The organism is Chitinophaga polysaccharea, assembly GCF_007829335.1.
GTDB classification, from domain to species: Bacteria; Bacteroidota; Bacteroidia; order Chitinophagales; family Chitinophagaceae; genus Chitinophaga; species Chitinophaga polysaccharea_B.
The window spans coordinates 37,519-57,611 of record NZ_VIWO01000009.1; the positions used below are offsets into that span (position 1 = coordinate 37,519).

8 protein-coding genes are annotated in these 20,093 nt (G+C 45.3%); all 8 read left to right on the forward strand.

Going from position 1 to position 20,093, the window contains the following annotated elements; genetic code table 11:
• Positions 1-163: 163 nt before the first annotated feature.
• The 8 genes from FHW36_RS24975 to FHW36_RS25010 all read left to right on the forward strand — a co-directional run bounded on the left by FHW36_RS24975 (position 164) and on the right by FHW36_RS25010 (position 20,073).
• Entirely contained in the window at positions 164-4,252 is a 4,089-nt protein-coding gene (locus FHW36_RS24975; protein WP_145673211.1) for a hybrid sensor histidine kinase/response regulator transcription factor, read from the forward strand.
• 127 nt (positions 4,253-4,379) lie between these two features.
• Complete coding sequence (locus FHW36_RS24980) at positions 4,380-7,235, forward strand: TIM-barrel domain-containing protein (RefSeq protein WP_145673212.1); 2,856 nt, start codon at positions 4,380-4,382, stop codon at positions 7,233-7,235.
• Between the two features lie 19 nt (positions 7,236-7,254).
• Positions 7,255-10,377, forward strand: a complete 3,123-nt coding sequence (locus FHW36_RS24985; protein WP_145673213.1) for a SusC/RagA family TonB-linked outer membrane protein — start codon at positions 7,255-7,257, stop codon at positions 10,375-10,377.
• 18 nt (positions 10,378-10,395) lie between these two features.
• Positions 10,396-11,988 carry a RagB/SusD family nutrient uptake outer membrane protein gene (locus FHW36_RS24990; RefSeq protein ID WP_145673214.1) on the forward strand — a complete coding sequence of 531 codons (1,593 nt, stop codon included), beginning with the start codon at positions 10,396-10,398 and terminating at the stop codon, positions 11,986-11,988.
• A gap of 600 nt (positions 11,989-12,588) precedes the next feature.
• Entirely contained in the window at positions 12,589-15,747 is a 3,159-nt protein-coding gene (locus FHW36_RS24995) for a SusC/RagA family TonB-linked outer membrane protein (protein WP_222429174.1), read from the forward strand.
• Between the two features lie 27 nt (positions 15,748-15,774).
• Positions 15,775-17,346, forward strand: a complete 1,572-nt coding sequence (locus FHW36_RS25000; RefSeq protein ID WP_145673215.1) for a RagB/SusD family nutrient uptake outer membrane protein — start codon at positions 15,775-15,777, stop codon at positions 17,344-17,346.
• A gap of 96 nt (positions 17,347-17,442) precedes the next feature.
• Positions 17,443-18,588, forward strand: coding sequence for a glycan-binding surface protein (locus FHW36_RS25005; protein ID WP_145673216.1), 1,146 nt, complete (start codon positions 17,443-17,445; stop codon positions 18,586-18,588).
• Between the two features lie 24 nt (positions 18,589-18,612).
• A complete protein-coding gene (locus FHW36_RS25010; protein WP_222429175.1) occupies positions 18,613-20,073 on the forward strand; it encodes a cellulase family glycosylhydrolase in 1,461 nt (486 codons plus the stop codon).
• The last annotated feature ends 20 nt before the right edge of the window (positions 20,074-20,093 follow it).

Consider the following 20,093-nt stretch of genomic DNA (forward strand, 5'->3'; position numbering starts at 1 on the left):
TCTGACTCATACCAAAGGGTATGAAATAGGTCGGATTGGGGTATGGAATGTTACACTACCCGGGAACAGTACCTTCCCAGCAACCAGGAATGGAAAGCAATGCCAGCAGGAAGTGCATGAATGCCTGGGCAGACGAATTTTTTTATACCTAAAACCTATAGCAATGCGTTACCTTTTAGGGATTGTTTTATTGCTGCAATCCCTTATTGTTTTGCCACAAAGTATACGTTTTAATTTTTCAAAGCTTAATACCTATAATGGACTGTCTCACAACGAAGTAAAAGCAATATTAAAAGACCAGGATGGTTTTCTGTGGTTTGGTACTACTTATGGGCTAAATCGTTATGATGGTTATGCCTGCAAAATATTTCGTAAGGATCACAATGACAGCACTTCCCTGAAAGGCAATAATATCAGCAGTCTTTACGAGCTGCCTGGCCGGAAAATGTGGGTGTCAACAACGGCGGGAGCCTGTATTTATAATGCGGATGCAGAAAAATTTGAAGGCAACCAGGATAGCTATTTATCTTCTATGGGATTGCCGGCAGGTTCAATTTCCAGCATCGTAAAAGGGAAGGATGGCCGGTACTGGTTCCTTTACGGAGACAAAGGACTATATTTATATTCAGCCAACCATAAAAGTGTAACACCATTTAATCCGCCGGGAATCAGCCCTGCAGGCGGAAAGATTGCTGCTGTAAAGGAAACTTCAGATGGGAAACTATGGCTGGTATACCAGTCCGGTTTTCTGCAGGAGTATGATATAAAATCAGGGAGAATTATTTTTTCCAATACTGCCATACAGCAACAACATAAAGGGGAGAGCTTTTTTAATCTTTTTGTTGATAGCGACGGAGATGTGTGGTGCTGGGCTTATAATAGCGGCCTCTTTTTTCTGCACCCGGAAGATAACACCCTCCTTCGTTTAGGCAAAAATTCATTTCCCGCCAAACTGAGTTCTGAACTGATAAGCCAGGTTGTGGAGGACGATAACGGCCTGGTCTGGGTAGGAACTGATCATGGAGGCGTCACCCTGATTGATAAAAAGAACAATTTCGGCGCCAGTTACCTGTTGAATAATCCCAATGATCCCAAGAGCATTAGTCAAAACAGTATCACAACAATTTATAAAGACAACCAGGGGATTATCTGGCTGGGGACCTACAAGCAAGGCATAAATTATTATAAAAGCAGTATTGTACAATTCCCCTATTATCATCACCGCGAATCAGATCCAAAGAGTTTGCCATTCAATGATGTAAACCGTTTTGTTGAAGACAGGTCCGGCAATATCTGGATAGGTACCAATGGAGGGGGACTGATTTATTTTGACAGGAAGAATAATACTTTCAAGCAATACCTGCACGACCCTAATAACGGCAATAGTCTCAGCAATAACGTAATTGTGGGTCTGTGCATCGACCGGGAAAATATCCTCTGGGTAGGCACTTATCTCGGTGGCCTTGACAGTTTCGACGGCAGGAAATTTACGCACTACCGGCATCATGACAATGATTCTTCCAGTTTGGCGGATGACGCCGCATGGGAAATATTTGAGGACAGGGATCAACAAATGTGGATAGGCACTTTAGGTGGTGGCCTCGATCGCTTCGACAGAACCACCAACCGGTTTGTACATTTTAAAAGAGGGGGAGGAGCTGATTATATTAGCACGATAATGCAGGACAAGAAGGGCGATTTGTGGGTTGGTACAAGTGGGGGCATTACTGTTTTTGAAAAAGATAAAGGAAAGACAACTACTTATCAACATACCAACAAAAAAAACAGTTTAAGCGATGATGGCATTTTTTGCCTGTTGGAAGACAGCAAAGGACGGATTTGGGTAGGAACAAGGGAGGGACTTAACCTGTTTAATAAACAAACTGGCGAGTTTCAAACTTTCACCACATCAGATGGCCTTCCAGACAATATGATATTGGATATCCTGGAAGATGCTCGTCAAACATTCTGGATTTCCACGCCCAGCGGCTTATGCAACGCTACTCCCCGGCAAAATAATAACCATATTACCTTTTCTGTTATTAATTACGATGCCACCAATAACCTGCAGGACCGCGAATTCAATGATAATGCAGCGCTAAAAACACGATCAGGAGAATTGATTTTTGGAGGACCATCGGGATTTAATATTATCAACCCGGTGGCTATTAAGCAACCAGTTGGACGCTCAACGGTGGCCTTTACCGGTTTCCAGATACTGGATAGAAATATAACACCCGGCGAAGAGGTCAATAATCGCGTATTGCTGGATCGTGCTTTATCGCAGTTGAAAAGTATTGATTTGAAGTATAAGGAAAATGTTTTCTCCATCGACTTTGCCTCCCTCGATTTTTCGCATAACCACAATGATAAATATGCCTACATGCTGGAAGGGTTTAACACCGACTGGCTATATACGGGCGATGACCAACGAAGGGCCACCTATACCAATCTCAGTCCGGGTCATTACACTTTCAAAGTAAAAGTACTGGATAGAACAGGTGCATGGAGTGAAGTAAAAACGTTGCAGATCAATATAGAACCGCCATTCTGGCGAACACCTATTGCCTATTTTATATATTTACTAATTGCAGGAGGCCTCTTTTTACTCATCCGGCGCATTACATTAGAACGGATACATATGCGTTTTGAAGTTAAGCAACAGCGCAGGGAGGCCGAAAGAGCCCATGCGTTGGAACAGCTAAAGACAAAGTTCTTCACCAATGTAAGCCACGAGTTCCGCACCCCATTAAGCCTTATTATTGCGCCGTTGGATAAGATCATTAAACATGCTACTGACCAGGAGCAGGTGGAACAATTGAACCTGGTGCAACGGAATGCAAAGCGCCTGTTGAACTTGGTAAACCAGCTGCTGGATTTCAGAAAAATGGAAGTGCAGGAGGTAAAATTGCACCCTGCGGTCGGAGATATTGTCAATTTTTGCAGGGAAACCAGCCTGTCTTTCACTGATATTGCAGAGAAAAAGAAGATTCAATTCTCCTTCTCGTCTGATATTGACTGCCTTGAGATTTATTTTGATAAGGATAAAATAGAGAAGATCTTATTTAACCTGCTTTCCAATGCTTTTAAATATACTTATGACCATGGAAAGGTGAGTGTCAGCCTGAAATATAATATACCTGCCGCCAATGATACAGAGGGAACGCTTGCTATCAGCATAAAAGATTCCGGTATTGGTATTCCGGCGCAACAGCATGAAAAGATTTTCGAACGTTTTTTCCAGACAGAGGTGCCGGAAAGTATGGTGAACCAGGGAACGGGCATAGGGTTGGCCATTACGAAAGAATTCGTAAAACTACATAATGGTACTATCAACGTGGAAAGTGCGCCGGATCAGGGCACTTGTTTTACCGTACTGCTTCCTGCAAGGAAGATGTATGTTTCGCCACAGCCCATAGCTCCCGCGGTGCCTGCGGAGGAAGGAGAGCAAATAATGATGGAAGAGGAGAAAAAAGAGAATAAAAAGAAAACAATCATGGTAGTAGAAGATAATGAAGATCTCCGCTTTTATTTAAAGGATAACCTGAAGGATCAGTATCACGTGGAGGAGGCCAGTAATGGAAGTGAAGGCTGGGAGAAAATAAAACGGTTAAATCCCGACCTGGTGGTGAGTGATGTGATGATGCCCATAATGGATGGCGTAGCATTGGCCGGAAAAATTAAATCAGAAATGCTGACGGCACATATCCCCGTCATTTTGCTTACCGCCATGGGCAGTGAAGAAAAACAACTGGAGGGCCTGAAAGCAGGCGCCAATGACTACATCACAAAACCTTTCACTTTTGAGATTCTCGCCTCCCGTATTAATAATCTCCTGGTACAACAACAGCTATTGAAAAAAAGGTTCCAGAAGCAGATAACTGTCAATCCGGAGGAGGTAACAATAACGCCTGTAGATGAAAAGTTCCTGAAGCAGGCATTGGAAATAATTGAAAATCAAATGGATAACCCTGATTTTTCGGTGGATGAATTCAGCAGGAAGCTGTTCATGAGCAGGGTGACGCTATACAGAAAGATAAATTCTCTCACCGGCAAGTCACCTTTAGATTTTATCCGTTCTATTCGTTTAAAGAGAGCCGCTCAATTATTAAATAATAGTGGAATGTCTATTGCGGAAGTGGCATACCAGGTCGGATTTAATAATCCGAAAGTATTCAGCAAGCTTTTCAAGGAAGAGTTCAGGGTGACACCGTCAGAATATGCCGCGAGTCTTAAGAATAAAACACTTTAGCAGGAGGCTGGCAGCCTGTGGACCTTGATATTCCCATATTTGTAACATTCGCCACCCTTTGTTGAATCATTTGAGTCCCCGCCTACTGGCAGCATAGCAATAGTTTTACAGCATCTAATCCACGTATATGAAATTGCGATTATTGCTGTGTTGCCTGCTAACTTTGGGCTTTATAAATGACTTGCTGGCGAAGCCGCCTGCCTATATTACACTACCGGATGGTCTGTTGCTCTTCACTGACTCCCTGTTTACAGGTTCCCCACATGCTGTTAAGCTTGAGGTGATAGCAGATAATATAATAAGAGTAATTGCTGCTCCGGGTAAAGAAATAGTACCTGGAAATAGCCTGGTCACCGTTTATCAGAAAAGGCCAGACCTTGCCTGGGAAATTATTCCTTCCAAGGAAAACCTGGTACTCAAAACAAAAAAGTTAATTGCCACCGTCAACCGCCAAACCGGCGCCGTCACTTTTACTGACCTGAACGGTAAAAAGATACTGGCGGAAAAGCAACCCTTTGGACGGAATTTCCAACCGGCTGTATTTGACGGTAAACGATATTATGTGCTGACGCAATCATTTGAGTCGGCCAACGGCGATGCCTGGTACGGGCTTGGCCAGCACCAGGATGGTATTATCAACTACAGGGGGCAACAGGTTACCTTCTTCCAGAATAATACGGAAGTAGCCATTCCCTTTTTGATATCCAATAAGAACTATGGTATCCTGTGGGATAACTATTCTCTGACCAGGGCCGGCGATATCAGGCCACTTCATCCACTTTCTTCCCTACAGCTTTTTTCAAAAAAGGGGGAGCCAGGATGGTTAACCGCCTCCTATGCCAACGATTGGCATCATCCGCAGGAGGTAAGCGTTGAAAAAGCGGAGACCAATATTAATATGGAGTTCCTGGGAGAATCAAAGATCCGGTTACCCCGGGAGTTCTCACCAGCCACCGGCATGGTTACCTGGGAAGGCATGCTGTCCAGCAATCTGGCAGGTATTCATCAATTCAGGTTTGTTTATGGCGGTTCCCTGAAAGTATGGCTGAACGGTAAATTGGTGCTGGATCGGTGGAGAAAAGCATGGAACCCGGCGTCTGCATTAATTCCCTGGGATTTTGTGAAAAACGTAAAGGTGCCGGTAAAAATTGAATGGATCCCCGAAGGAGGCGAGTCCTATCTTTCTTTAAAGTGGCAGGAACCATTGAGCAGCGACCTACAAAACAGCTTTGGTTTTTGCTCTGAAGCAGGGAAACAAGTCGATTATTATTTTGTGTACGGCGATAACATGGACGAAGTCATCTCTGGGTATAGAACGCTCACGGGGAAGGCGCCTATTGTACCGAAGTGGGCACTGGGCTTCTGGCAAAGCCGGGAGAGATACAAAACACAGGAGGAGATAGTTACTACGGTTGACGAATTCCGGAAGAGAAAAATTCCTATTGATAACATTGTGCTCGACTGGAGTTATTGGAAGGAAGCGGAATGGGGCAGCCAGGAATTTGACGAAAAACGTTTCCCCTCTCCGGATAGCATGATTGCGATGTTGCATAAAAAATACAACACGCAAATAATGATTTCGGTATGGCCCAAGTTTTATGACGGGATAACCGCCTATAAAGAATTTGATAAAAACGGCTGGCTTTATAAAAGAAACATAGCAGACCAACAAAGGGATTGGATAGGGAAGGGATATATTTCTACTTTTTACGATGCTTTCAATAAATCTGCCCGGAAAGGATTTTGGGACCTGATCAATAAGAAAATTTATAGTAAAGGAATTGACGCCTGGTGGATGGACGCCAGCGAGCCGGACATCCTTTCTAATGTAAGCCCTGATAAAAGAAAGCTCCAGATGACGCCAACTGCTTTAGGCAGTGCAGCAGAGTTCCTGAATGCCTATCCGCTACAAAATGCAAAAGGAATTTACGAAGGACAGCGTGCCACAGATCCTGATAAGAGAGTTTTCCTGCTCACCCGTTCGGGCTTTGCAGGCTCGCAACGTTATGCCGCAGCCATATGGAGCGGCGACATTGGATCTACCTGGGTAGATATGAAGACGCAAATAACTGCCGGCGTTAATTTCTCTATGTCCGGACTTCCCTATTGGACCATGGATATAGGTGGTTTTGTAGTGCCGGAGAAGTTTGAAAAGCCTGACAGCGGAAGCCTGGAAGAATGGAGAGAATTGATGACCCGCTGGTTGCAGTTTGGCGCATTTGTTCCTTTGTTCCGTTCGCATGGACAGTTTCCTTACCGTGAGGTATTTAACACCGCGCCGGAAGATCATCCTGCTTACAAAAGCTTTCTATATTATGACAAGCTACGTTACCGCCTACTTCCCTATACCTATTCACTGGCAGGATGGGCATATCATAATGACTATACCATTATGCGCGGGCTCGCCATGGACTTTCCAAAAGATACTGCCGTATTAAATATTCCTGATCAATATATGTTCGGCCCTGCATTATTGGTAAATCCTGTTTGTGAATACAAACAAACCCAACGTGCCGTGTATTTGCCGGAATGCGCCGGCTGGTATGACCTTTACTCAGGAAAATGGTACGCCGGCGGTCAGAAAATTACGGCGGCTGCTCCTTATGAACGCATGCCCCTATTTGTGAAAGCCGGATCTATAGTGCCTTTCGGACCGGAATTACAGTACACCGCAGAAAAGCACCCGGATACCATCACCCTGAACATTTATACCGGTGCAGATGCAACTTTTAACCTTTATGAAGATGAGGGAACCAATTACAATTATGAAAAAGGCAATTTTTCCATTATCCCGATAAAGTATAACGAAGGAACAGCAACAGTTACCATAGGGGACCGGAAAGGTTTATTTAATGGTATGTTACAAAAGAGAACATTTCGTATTAAGATGATAACTCCAAATAGGGCCACGCCGCTGGATTTTGATGCAACATGCGATAAAGAAGTGATTTATGAAGGGAAATATCTAAATATAAAAAAATAGCCAATTTAAATTCACACGTATGAAATTAGCCAGAGTTGCTCACTCGCGATTATTGCTATGGACTGCTTTTTTAGTCCTTACGCTTAGCAAGATCACCTATGCCCAATCTGCAAAAGTGAGCGGGATAATCACCAGCCAGTCTTCTTCCTTACCGGTTTTGGGCGCATCGGTTACCGTAAAAAGTACACATGTTTCCGCGGTGGCCAATGAAGCCGGAAAGTTTACCATCGCTGCATCTCCGGGCGATGTATTGGTAATTTCTTCGGTTGGTTTTATTCAAAAGGAGGTAAAAGTTACCTCCTCATCCGAATTAAAGATTCAATTACAGGATGCCGAAACGCAATTGGAAAATGTGGTGGTAATCGGCTATGGCGTACAGAAGAAAAAGCTTGTAACGGGCGCTAATATCCAGGTTAAAGGCGACGATATTCAGAAACAGAATACTACGAACGCGCTGCAAGCCTTACAGGGGCAAGCACCCGGCGTACAAATAACTACTTATTCAGGACAGCCCGGATCGGGTATGAATGTTGTCATTCGTGGTAAGGGTACGGTGGGTAACTTTGCTCCATTATATATTGTGGACGGCGTTCAAACCAGCGATATTTCCTATCTGAACCCTGCCGACATTGCCTCGATAGATATCTTGAAAGACGCGGCTTCTGCCGCTATTTATGGCTCCCAGGCAGCGAATGGCGTTATATTGGTGACCACCAGGACAGGGAAAATCAATCAAAAGCCTCAGGTAACCCTCGATGTCTACTATGGCGCCCAGCAGGTGCCCCGCAAAGCAAAATTACTGGATGCAAAACAGTATGCCACCATCATAAATGAAGCAGCGGTAAACTCGGGTAAAGCGCCCTACTTCAGTGATGAAGTAGTAAACAATTTGCCGGTAAATACCAACTGGATGGACCAGATGTTTAAAAGCAATGTGCCTACTCAAAACTATGTATTGGGCGTACAGGGCGGAGGAACCAATTCAGCGTACTCCTTATCCCTCGGATACACCAGCCAGGGTGGGATTGTAGGTGGTTCCGGCATTTCTTACTTCGACCGCTACAATTTCAGGATAAACTCCGAACATAATTTATACCAGAATATTGTTAAGATAGGTGAGCATCTTACATTCAACTATCAAAACAACCACGGCATTTTAGTAGATGGACAGTACAACAACACCTTGCGTAGCGCTTTCAGTACAAGTCCTCTTCTGCCCATGTATGATGCCGCGGGCAATTATTTCGCCAGCGACACGAAGGGCTGGTACCCGGGAAAACCCGACCAGGCATGGAATAATGCAGAGGCCAATCCCTATGCTGTTATGGATTATACTACCAGGAACCGGAACGCCAGCCAAGGGCTATTTGGGGATGTGTATATACAGGCAGAACCAATTAAAGGGTTAAAGTTCAGATCGAGCCTTGGTTTAAATTATTCCTCAAACCAAAGCCATGGCTATACACCGGTGTACCATCTGTCTATTTATTCCTTCAATGATACTGCTAAAGTGAGCCAGTCGATGGGAAGTGGACGGACTATCCAGTTTGACAATTTACTCAGTTATGATTTTGATGTTCATAATGATCATCATTTCAGCGTAATGGCAGGTACCTCTTCGCTGAAAGCGCAAACGGTGGCCATGAATGGCAACAACTGGGATTTGCGGGTAGCCGATCTGCAACATGCTTATCTTTCCGTTGCCCAGAATGTAACCAGGGGCGCTCCCTATATGAGCCTGGGCGGTGGCCCAACCGAAAGCGCTTTGATGTCTTACTTCGGAAGGCTCCAATATGATTTCCAGGAAAAGTATCTGTTGAATATTACTTTCCGGGCTGACGGATCATCGAAGTTTGCGCCGGATCGTCGCTGGGGATATTTCCCTTCTGTGTCTGCCGGATGGGTAGTTTCCAGGGAAAATTTTATGCAGGACGTCCATTGGCTGGATTTCCTGAAGATACGCGGCAGCTGGGGACAGGTGGGTAATCAGAATGTAGACGCGTACCAGTTTTTATCGCCTATCAGTTTCACCAATGCAGGCTATATATTCGGCCCTGTTGAAGGCGCAAACACACAGGGAGCTTACCCAAGCCGCATCGCTAACCCGAATGTAAAATGGGAAACCTCCGAGCAGACCAATATTGGCTTTGACGCTACGGTATTGCAGCGCTTGAACGTGACGTTTGATTACTATGTCAAAAAAACAAAAGACTGGTTAATTAAAGTACCTATCCTGGCGACAGCCGGAGCCGATGCGCCCCTTATCAATGGTGGTGACGTGAAAAATACCGGCGTTGAACTGGCACTTAATTATCATAACAATATCGGTAAGGACTTCAGTTACTCCGTTGGTGTAAATGGTGCCTATAACAGGAACAGGATAGGAAATATACCCACGAACGATCATGTGCTTCATGGTAATACCAATGTACTGTACGCCAATGCAGGCGAGTTTTACCGCGCAGCAAATGGAGAACCCGTTGGCTACTTCTGGGGATATAAAACAGCAGGTGTTTTCCAAACCACGGACGAAGTGCTGGCTTATAAAGGTAAAACCGGCGCGCCTATCCAGCCCAATGCAAAGCCCGGAGATGTTCGCTATGTTGATTTGAATGGAGATGGTGTTATCGATGCCAGCGACAAAACGAAAATCGGCGATCCCAACCCTGATTTTACCTTTGGCTTTAATGTAACGCTTGGCTACAAAGGGTTTGATTTACTAATTCAGGCTTCCGGCGTATCGGGCAATCAAATCGTGCAATCATGGAGAGGCCCCGGCGGTTTTGGCAATTACACTGCAGAAATTTTGGATCGCTGGCATGGTCCGGGAACATCTAATAGAATTCCCCGGGTGACGGAAGATGGCGTTAACTGGGCCCAGTTCTCCGACCTGTATATTCACGACGGCAAATTTCTTCGCATCAACAATATTACGTTAGGGTATGATTTTTCCAGGCTGGTGAAGAAAAGCTACCTGGGAAAAGTGAGAGTATATGCGTCTGTACAGAATGCTTTCATATTGACCAAATATAAAGGTATGGACCCTGAAGTGGGATATAATGAAGGTTTTTCATCCGGGGTGGACTTAGGCTATTATCCCCGGCCCAGAACTTTTATGGCAGGCGCAAACATCCGTTTTTAACTTAAAATGAATTTGGCGATGAAAAACTTAAAATTATATATACTGGTTACTGCACTGTTGTCATTGATGGCTTGTAAAAAAAGCTTCCTGGATACAGAAGATGTAACCTCCGCTACAGAGCAGAATTTTTACAAAACACCCAATGATGCCTGGAAGGCTCTCGTGGGCGTTTATGACGGATTACAGCGTGTTTGGTCTGGTGGGATTGCTTTCCCGGTTGCTTCTACCGTTATGTCTGACGAAGCGTTTGGTGGTGGAGGCAATGCCGATGGATTTGGCTTCCAGATGATGGACGAATTTGACAAGCTCCGTTCTCCTTCAGACCAGGATATGTTTGGTGATTCGTGGAGCCTTTATTATAAGGCTATTTACCGCGCTAACATGTTGTTGTCGCATCTGGATGGTGTGAATTGGGGCGGAAATCCCGGCTTGCGTAACACCTACGAAGCGGAAACAAGATTTATCCGTGCCTATTGCTACTTTGATATGGTAAGGTTATGGGGGAATGTTCCGTTGATTACTAAGCCTACCACTGATAATGTACCACAGGCCAATGCGGATGATGTTTATAAGCTGATTGCTGATGATCTGAAGTTTGCCGCTGCTAATCTGGCGGCTACCAGTTATGGCAGCCAGGCTGCTTCCACCCATGGAAGGGTAACCAAATGGGCTGCTGAAGCGCTGCTGGGCCGCGTATTCCTTTATTACACCGGCTATTATAGCAAAACAGACCTGGTAGGAGCGGTGTCAAAAGCGCAGGCGTTGGCCTACCTAGAGGATGTTATTACGAACGGCGGATTTGGTTTGGTCGAGAAATTTGCCAATCTATGGCCGGCCGCTTCACTGAATAATTATGTTGGCGAGGACAATAAAGAAACGGTATTCGCCATCAAGTATACCTTTACCAGTGACTGGAATGGGAATTCCGATGGCAATAACTGGATGGTAATGTATGGCATCCGGGTTCAAAGTATTTATCCTTACGGAATGGGTTGGGGAGCCGCAACAGTGAATCCAAAGCTCTGGGATGCCTTTGCGCCGAACGATAGCCGTAGAAGCGCGTCTATTATTTCAATAAACGATGAGAAACTCAATTTCCAGAACATAAAAGACCAGAGAGAGTATACCGGCTACACGATTAAAAAGTATACCCCCATGGCAGATGAGGCAGGGAGAAGCCTGGCAGAAAAGATGGGAGGCACGAGCTTTATGATCAGCCAGTACCAGGATTATGTGTCTATCCGCTATGCAGATGTGTTGTTAATGGCGGCTGAATTAGGTGCTGCCAGCGCCCAGTCTTACTTCGACGATGTACGCAAAAGGGCGTTTGGTGCCGGTTTTGTGCAAATCCCGGTAAACCAGGCAAATATCATGAATGAAAGGAAACTGGAGTTCGCCGCAGAAGGAATCCGTTACTGGGATTTGCTTCGCCAGGGGATAAATGTGGCTGCATCCGCGATTGCCGAATCAACAACCGTTCAAAATGGAGGTGTAAATACCCCTAAAACCATTCTGGCATCTAAAGTGATGGAAACAAAGGGACTGGTACAAGTACCTAACACGCAAATTACGCTGTCTAACAATGTATTGAAACAAAACGCAGGGTGGTAGCATAACTGAGCTGCCCTTATAAATCATCCATTCTAATAATATAATCAGGAAAGCCGGTTCGGAAGAAATTGTCGATGTTGGATGAATGCAAATAGTGTGCTTCCGGCTTTCCTGGTTTTTTTACAACCCGCGTTATTTCTATAATGCCGTCACCATCAGCAGTGTCAACGTTATATAACGACCTACGCAGGTAGCTAGGAAGTTGAGCAGCCAATTGTAACATTTGATGCCTATAGTTGAATCAATCCGGTCCCGTGATTGAGCCGCCATCACTATAGCTTTACAATATTTAATCCACGTATATGAAACTACAATTACTACCACTTTACACGCCTGTCCATACTTGCTTTAGCGGGGCGCCGGCAGGTTATTTCGGGACAAGTCCCGGTTCCCCTTTTACCGTTATGATGCTTTACTATTTCGTTCACCTCAAACTCATCCACTTAAAAGTACCAGGCCATATTTAATAAATGGATAGTGAGTTCGGTGCCCGAAAGCATTCCCATTTTAATAGCCTGGTCCTGTTACGAATGTTCTAACCTAATGAAATGTCTTCTCCCGCTGCCGGAGATAATCTTCCACTTATGTAAAAATTTCAAAATGAAGTCAACCAAAATGATTCGCGCGCGAATACTACCGCTATTGGGTATCCTTTTGGGATTCCTTTCCAGCACATCTCTCTTTGCACAAACAATAAAGGTAACCGGAAGGGTCATTAATAAAGGTTCCTCCGCTGCCATCCCCGGGGCAACTGTTACCTTAAAAAACACAAATCGCTTTGCTATTACCGATGAAGCCGGAAAATTCAGCATTGATGCTTCCACGGGAAATACCCTGGTAATTACTATAGTAGGTTATCAGAAAAAGGAAGTAGTTATAAATAAAAGCGCAGCTATAGAAGTTGCACTGACGGAAAATATTTCTCAACTGGGAGATGTGGTGGTGATTGGCTATGGTAAAGTAAGACGCCCCGATGTAACCGGCGCCATATCATCTGTTTCCGGGGATGAAATCCGTAAAACACAACCTGTCACCTTTGACCAGGCCTTGCAGGGAAAAGTTCCCGGCCTGGTAGCCCAGCAAATATCAGGTCAGCCCGGCGGAGCGGTATCTGTTCAAATCCGCGGCCTGTCTTCTTTTGGAGGAAGCTCACCTATGTACGTTATTGACGGGATTATTATTGGCGGCACCGCGGCATTAGGCGCCGGCGTGAATCCACTGGCCGGTATCAACCCTTCTGAAATTGAATCTATCGATGTATTGAAAGATGCATCTGCAACAGCTATTTATGGTTCCCAGGCTACCAATGGCGTAGTGGTAATAACCACCAGGCGGGGACAGGTGGCGCCGCCCAGCATTGCCTACGAGATGTACACCGGCTACCAGCAAATACCCAAAAGACTGCCCCTGATGAATTTAAGGGAGTATGCCAGTTTTATAAATGACAGGAACACCGGTTTAGGCTGGGGATTTGATACCCGTCCGGAATTTGCCAATCCCAAGTACCTGGGCGATGGCACCGACTGGCAGAAAGAACTTTTTAGAAATGCCCCGATGTCTAATCATACGCTTACCATTAGCGGGGGAGATCCCAGAACACAATACCTGCTGTCCGGTTCTTATTTCAACCAGGAAGGTATTGCCCTGGGGTCCGACTTTCGCAGGATGTCATTAAGATTGAATCTTGACAATAAAACAACCAATTGGCTGAAGATAGGTACTAGCCTGCAATTGGTGAATATTAAGGAAAACGTAAATTCTACCGGCTCAAGTGTCATTAACACGGCATTAAGCCAAACACCCGATATAGCGGTGAAGAATGAGGATGGTAGCTGGGGTGGCGCCTATAACCCTAATGGATGGGTAAACAGCACCGTAAACCCTTATGCCATCGCCCTTATTAATAAAGATGAGGTAAAGAGAAACCAGCTTTTTGGCAACTTATATGCGGAAATTGCATTTACCAGGGACCTGACCCTTCGAAATGAAGTAACAGGAAGCTTTTCGATGGCTACGGAAGACCGGTTTAACCCTTCCTATACCTTTGGGCTTGTAAAAAATACGCTCAACAGCGCCTCTTATAATTCTTCACAAAACTCATTTACTACGCTCAGGAATTTTCTGACCTATGCGCATTTGTTCAAAAATAAATACAATGTAAATGTGCTCCTGGGACATGAAGCACAACTAAGCACGAATGAAAGTGCCTCTGCTGGCAGGAGTAATTTCCCTTCCAACAATGTGCACGTCATCAGCAGCGGAGATCCCACCACGGCCACCAATGCTGGCAGCAAGGGACAAAGCGCCCAGGAATCCTACTTTGGCCGTATCAACTTTGGCCTCGATGATAAATACCTGTTTACCGCCAACGTCCGCGCAGATGGTTCTTCAAAGTTTGCGGCCAATAACCGCTGGGTAACTACCTACTCAGGCGCCTTTGCCTGGAAGTTGAATAATGAAGAATTCCTGAAGCAGGTTACAGCCGTTAACGAGTTGAAACTGCGGCTAGGTTATGGTTTAACGAACAACCAGAATATCCGCGATTACGCCTATACCTCCACGTTGGCTACTGTAGCGACCGGGCTGACGGGAATTGCACAATTGACGCAGAATGTGGGTAATCCATTTGTACAATGGGAAAAAACGAAATATGCGAATATAGGACTGGATGGTACGCTTTTTAGCTGGAGGATCAATTTCTCCGTGGATTTTTACAATCGTAAAACAGATGGATTAGTGTTGCAAATTCCTTTGCCGCTGTATTCCGGAACGTCTATTGGTTATGCGCCAGGAGCGCTGGATGCCCCCTATGTGAATGTGGGTACTGTTAACAACAAGGGCTTCGACTTTAGAATCAGTTCTACCAACATTAAAAGAAAAAATTTCACCTGGAAAACTGACCTCACCGTTTCGCGCAATATTAACGAAGTGCTGAAGCTTAATACGGATGGCGCTTCGCTGGACAGGACGTATAGCAAAACCGTTGTGGGCAGGTCTATCGGCGAGTTTTACGGATATGTAATTGATGGAGGCGTATTTGCAACGAGAGAAGATTTCAAGACCCATGCATTACCTACCAAAAATGGGGTGCCATTACCTGTGGGGGCTGCCGGTGGAAGTATCTGGTATGGTGATCTGAAATTCAAAGATTTTAACGGTGATGGCGTGATCGATGAACACGATCAAACTTTTCTGGGCTCTCCGATACCTAAATACCAGCTTGGTTTCAATAATACCTTTTCGTATAAAAATTTTGACCTGAATATATTTTTCGCTGCCAACGTCGGCAATAAAGTATATAATCAAATGCGTATAAATGGGGAGTATCCGGGTACCAGTTATGGATACATGAAGGCGCTGACGAACTATGCAAAACTTACATTGATTGATCCAAATGGAAGCGCCACGGATATTGATAATATAAAGGTGGCGAATCCCGATACGAGGATTGTGGGTATCAGGAACGATAATACCAATGACAATAACCGGAACTCTGATAAGTTCGTGGAAGATGGAACTTTTCTGAGATGTAAGAATATTTCTTTGGGATATACCCTCCCTGAAAGCCTGATTTCGAAGGTCAGCATTAAGTACCTGAGAGTTTACGTCAATGTTTCGAATGCTTTCATTATTACCAACTACAAGGGAATGGATCCTGAAATCGGGTCATGGGATCCGCTGAGTGCCGGTGTTGATAATGGATATTATCCACAGCCCCGGGTATTTACCATCGGTGCTAACATTAAACTGACCAAATAAAATATTCATCTGTTAATATCAATTGTTATGAGATCAATATTGGATAAAATAACTGCATTCCTGTTCATAATAATAGTGATGACGGGATGTTCCAAAAGTTTCCTGGATCGTCCGCCGTTGTCACAAATAAGTGCTGATAATTTTTATCAAAGTACCGGTGATTTAAGACTGGCAACAGCGGCATTATACGCGGGTACACCCTGGGCCGACTGGAACTACAACTGTTATTTACCGGTAGGCGATGTGCTGAGTGGAAATATGGCGGTGGGCTACTGGGGCGATGCGGTGCAGTTGAATACTTTTACTGTTACCGGCCTGAATGGGATTATGATTGCCAATTGGAAGTCGATGTATAAAATCATCGCGCATTGTAATGTTACCATTAATGCTATTCAGCAAAAAGCACCCGATTCCATTCCTGACAGGAACAAAAATGCTGCAATTGCCGAAGCCCGGTTTATACGCGGATTTGCCTATTATAACCTGGCGGTGCAATGGGGCGCTGTTCCGATTATTGAAGATAACAGCAAGCTGATTATATCTCCCCTGGTTAACCGGGTAAAGACGGAAGACGTATACAAATTTGCAATCAATGATCTGACATTTGCAGCCGGACATCTTCCCGCAGCTGATGTGGCAGGGAGAGTGACCACCTGGTCTGCACAAGGCATGCTGGCGAAGACTTATTTAACCGCTGCGGGTTTGAACCGGCAGGGTTCCAGGAATCAGCAGTTCCTGGATAGCGCGGCAAAATATGCAGGAAATGTATGTAAGAACAGTGGGCTGGCATTGTCTGCTAATTATGCCGATCTTTTTAAAACCCAGTTTAATGATAATCCTGAGTCATTGTTTGCCTTACAATGGGCGCCAGGTGGCTCCTGGCTGGAAGGCAATATGCTGCAGATCTACTCAACCAGTGCAGAAATATCTGCCAACGGGTCGGCAGGCTGGTTTGGTATAGGGCCAACGGTAGACATGTATAAGTTATACGCTACAAGGGATTCCATCCGGCGTAAAGCTACTTTTATGATCAACGGCGACTATTACCCGGAGCTGAACGCCGCCGGTGGTGGATTTAAATTTACCGGATCGTGTGCATTGAAAAAACATATTATCGGCACCAACAAGGATAATAATGCGCCTACCATGACGCAAACAACATCTACAGAGCATAATGCATTACTAAGGCTGGCAGATGTTTATCTCTTGTATGCGGAAGCCATACTGGGTAACAATGCTTCCACAAGTGACGGAGACGCGCTTTTATATTTTAACAAAGTGCGCGACAGGGCAGGAATGCTTCCGGCTCTGAAAATAGATGCCGATAGTATATTGCTTGAAAGAAGAATTGAACTGGCAGCAGAAGGCCAATACTGGACAGACCTTGTGAGATTATCTTACTATAACCCGGCCAAGGCTATTAACATGTTAAAGGGAGAAACGCGGGTAACCTTTACGATATCAGGCGGGGTTTTAACACCTGCCAGTCCATATGGAGTGATTACCCCGCCCACTATCCAGAGCTTTACTTTCCCTATACCTTCTTCTGAGGTGACTGCCAATCCAAAACTGCAGGAACCTCCGGTATCATATTATTAAAAAACTAAAAATTATTATACCGTGAATAAAGTAACATTCCATCATATAATATATAAAAGCTGGCCGCTTTTCATACTTGCAGTGATTTTTACGGGTATGCAATCCGCTTGTAAGAAGGATGTAACGGCCGGAGCGCCGGAAATAACAAGCGTTAGAAATTACGCAGCGTCTCCCGCAGATACCCTCGTTAGCACGATCACTACCGGCCAGCGGGTAGTATTGATCGGACATAACTTAAAGGATGCTGTACAGATCTCCTTTAATGGTGTACCGGCTTCCATCAATAGTGTGCTCTTTTCCGATACCAGTGCTACGGTGTTGGTTCCTGCGGTGATACCGTTTCCATCGGTACCCGCGGAAAGCCTGAACACGATTCGTTATATTACCCGGCAGGGAGCCACTACCTTCTCTTTCAGCATTGCTGCGCCGCCGCCATCCATCACGGCAATTTCCAACGAAAATGCGAACGAAGGTGATTCCGTGTATATTTCCGGCCTCAATCTGTTTTTTATAAAGCAGCTTAGCTTTGCCGGCACTGCAATTACTCATTTCTCCGAATCCAGCGATGGTACATCTGTCGGATTTATATTGCCGGCGCTTAGCCAGGGCGGACCAGTAGTGGTTGCCACTAAATCCGGCACGGCTACTACGCCGTTTAATGTGAATGACGATAAAACGGGGGTGCTCTGCAATTTTGATAACGTCAATACTTTTAGCTGGGGTACCAGTACCGATAACAGCAGCATCGCGTATCCGGGAAACAGGGGCTACTATGCCGTATTGAAAAACGATGTATTGCCGGCGGGAGATGGTACCTGGTGGGGTTCTGGGCGCAGTATCAATACCAATGATGTAAAGTGGGTACCTACCGATAGTTTAGGCGTTGCTGTGGATGATTATGCCATTAAGTTTGAGATCAATGTTCGTACCGCCTGGTCCGGTACTTCGATTTATGTGATAAAAGGTTTTTCATTTGACTACCTGGCCCGGTATGAGCCATGGCAAGGTACTGACGGTACTGTTGCTCCTTTTACTACAAAAGGCTGGCGTACGGTAACGATTCCTTTATCCCTGTTCAGGACCAATGATGGTAAAGGTACAGCTGCTGCAAGCCTGACCACTTTATTGGGCGCCAATGCCACTGGTGCTGTAAATATCCAGACCAAGAACTTTTCCGGTTCCCCGTCAGCCTCCGGTTTACAGGCGGCTATTGATAATATCAGGGTAGTGAAAATTAAATAGCATTAGAAAATTTTAACCAATTATATGAATATGAAAATCAGCAGAAGGTATGCGATAGTGAGCCTGCTCTTTTTTACCGTTACAGCTACGTGTTGTAGCAAAAAGAGTCCTATTACGCCAGAGCTGTCAGTTTCTTCATCGGAAATAGTTTTCCAGCCTGATGGAGGCGCCACTGACATATCTATTATCAGTAACGTAGACTGGAATATCAGTAATCCCGCTTCCGGCTGGATACAGGTAAGCCAGGCAACCGGCAATAGTGGCCAGGCAGCTGTGATGGTCACTACTACACCCAATACTACCGGTGCAAACCGGTCGGCCGTATTGGTGATCAGCGCCGGAACCAGCCAGGTGCGCAGGGTTAATATAAAACAGTCCGGCAGCTTATACCCGGGCTATAATACATCACCGGCGCCGGCCGATGCCAGTGGTATGGGAAGCAATGCCGTACAATTGGCGGCAAAATTTAAACTGGGCTGGAATATTGGAAATACGTTAGAAGCCATAGGCGGAGAAACCGCCTGGGGAAACCCTTTGATTACGGAGAGTTATATCCAGGCTGTAAAACAACAGGGATTTAATGCCATCCGCCTGCCTTGCTCATGGGATCATTATGCTGATAAAACTACAGCAAAGATCCAGGATGAATGGCTCAACCGCGTAAAACAGGTGGTACAGTATTGTGTGAATAACGATATGTATGTACTGCTCAATATCCATTGGGATGGAGGCTGGCTGGAGAACAATATTACCAAGGCCAAACAGGATTCTGTCAATGCGAAACAAAAAGCATTCTGGGAACAAATAGCCACCAAAATGCGTGATTTTGATGAACACCTGATGTTTGCCAGCGCTAACGAACCTGCAGTGGAAAGTCAGGAGCAGATGGACGTGCTGGCCGGCTATCATCAAACCTTCGTTAGCGCAGTCCGGTCTACCGGCGGACGTAACAGTTACCGGGTGCTGGTGGTACAGGGGCCGTCAACGAATATTGAAAAAAGCAATGACTGGATGAATACCCTTCCTACCGATGCGGTGAAAGACCGTATGATGGTAGAGGTACACTATTACTCTCCCGCCCAGTTTTGTATACTGATGGATGGCGATGCTTCCTGGGGTAAAATGTTTTATTACTGGGGCGCCGGCCATCATTCTACTATTGAGCCTGAGCGGAATGCCACCTGGGGGGAAGAAAGCGAGGTGGATAAATCCTTCAACCTGGTAAAAACGAAATTTGCCGATAAGCAGATCCCCGTGATATTGGGCGAATACGGCACCTATAGGCGCGGTAACAGCAGGTATGTTCCTAAAGATCTGGCTACTCACAATGATGCGGTGGATTACTGGCTGACCTACGTTACAAAACGGGCAATTGCCAGTGGTGCGAAACCCTTCTATTGGGATACTGGTGGCGCTTTGGACAGGCGTAATAACACCGTGCTGGATCAACGCACTATGAATGCACTCAGGGCGGGCGGTAACTAACAATTAAATACAAACAAGGT

Coding starts and splice junctions, on each gene's coding strand:
- FHW36_RS24990 (WP_145673214.1), top strand. CDS start 10,396: ATGAAAAACTTAAAATTATATATACTGGTTACTGCACTGTTGTCATTG.
- FHW36_RS24975 (WP_145673211.1), top strand. CDS start 164: ATGCGTTACCTTTTAGGGATTGTTTTATTGCTGCAATCCCTTATTGTT.
- FHW36_RS25000 (WP_145673215.1), top strand. CDS start 15,775: ATGAGATCAATATTGGATAAAATAACTGCATTCCTGTTCATAATAATA.
- FHW36_RS25010 (WP_222429175.1), top strand. CDS start 18,613: ATGAATATGAAAATCAGCAGAAGGTATGCGATAGTGAGCCTGCTCTTT.
- FHW36_RS24995 (WP_222429174.1), top strand. CDS start 12,589: ATGAAGTCAACCAAAATGATTCGCGCGCGAATACTACCGCTATTGGGT.
- FHW36_RS24985 (WP_145673213.1), top strand. CDS start 7,255: ATGAAATTAGCCAGAGTTGCTCACTCGCGATTATTGCTATGGACTGCT.
- FHW36_RS25005 (WP_145673216.1), top strand. CDS start 17,443: ATGCAATCCGCTTGTAAGAAGGATGTAACGGCCGGAGCGCCGGAAATA.
- FHW36_RS24980 (WP_145673212.1), top strand. CDS start 4,380: ATGAAATTGCGATTATTGCTGTGTTGCCTGCTAACTTTGGGCTTTATA.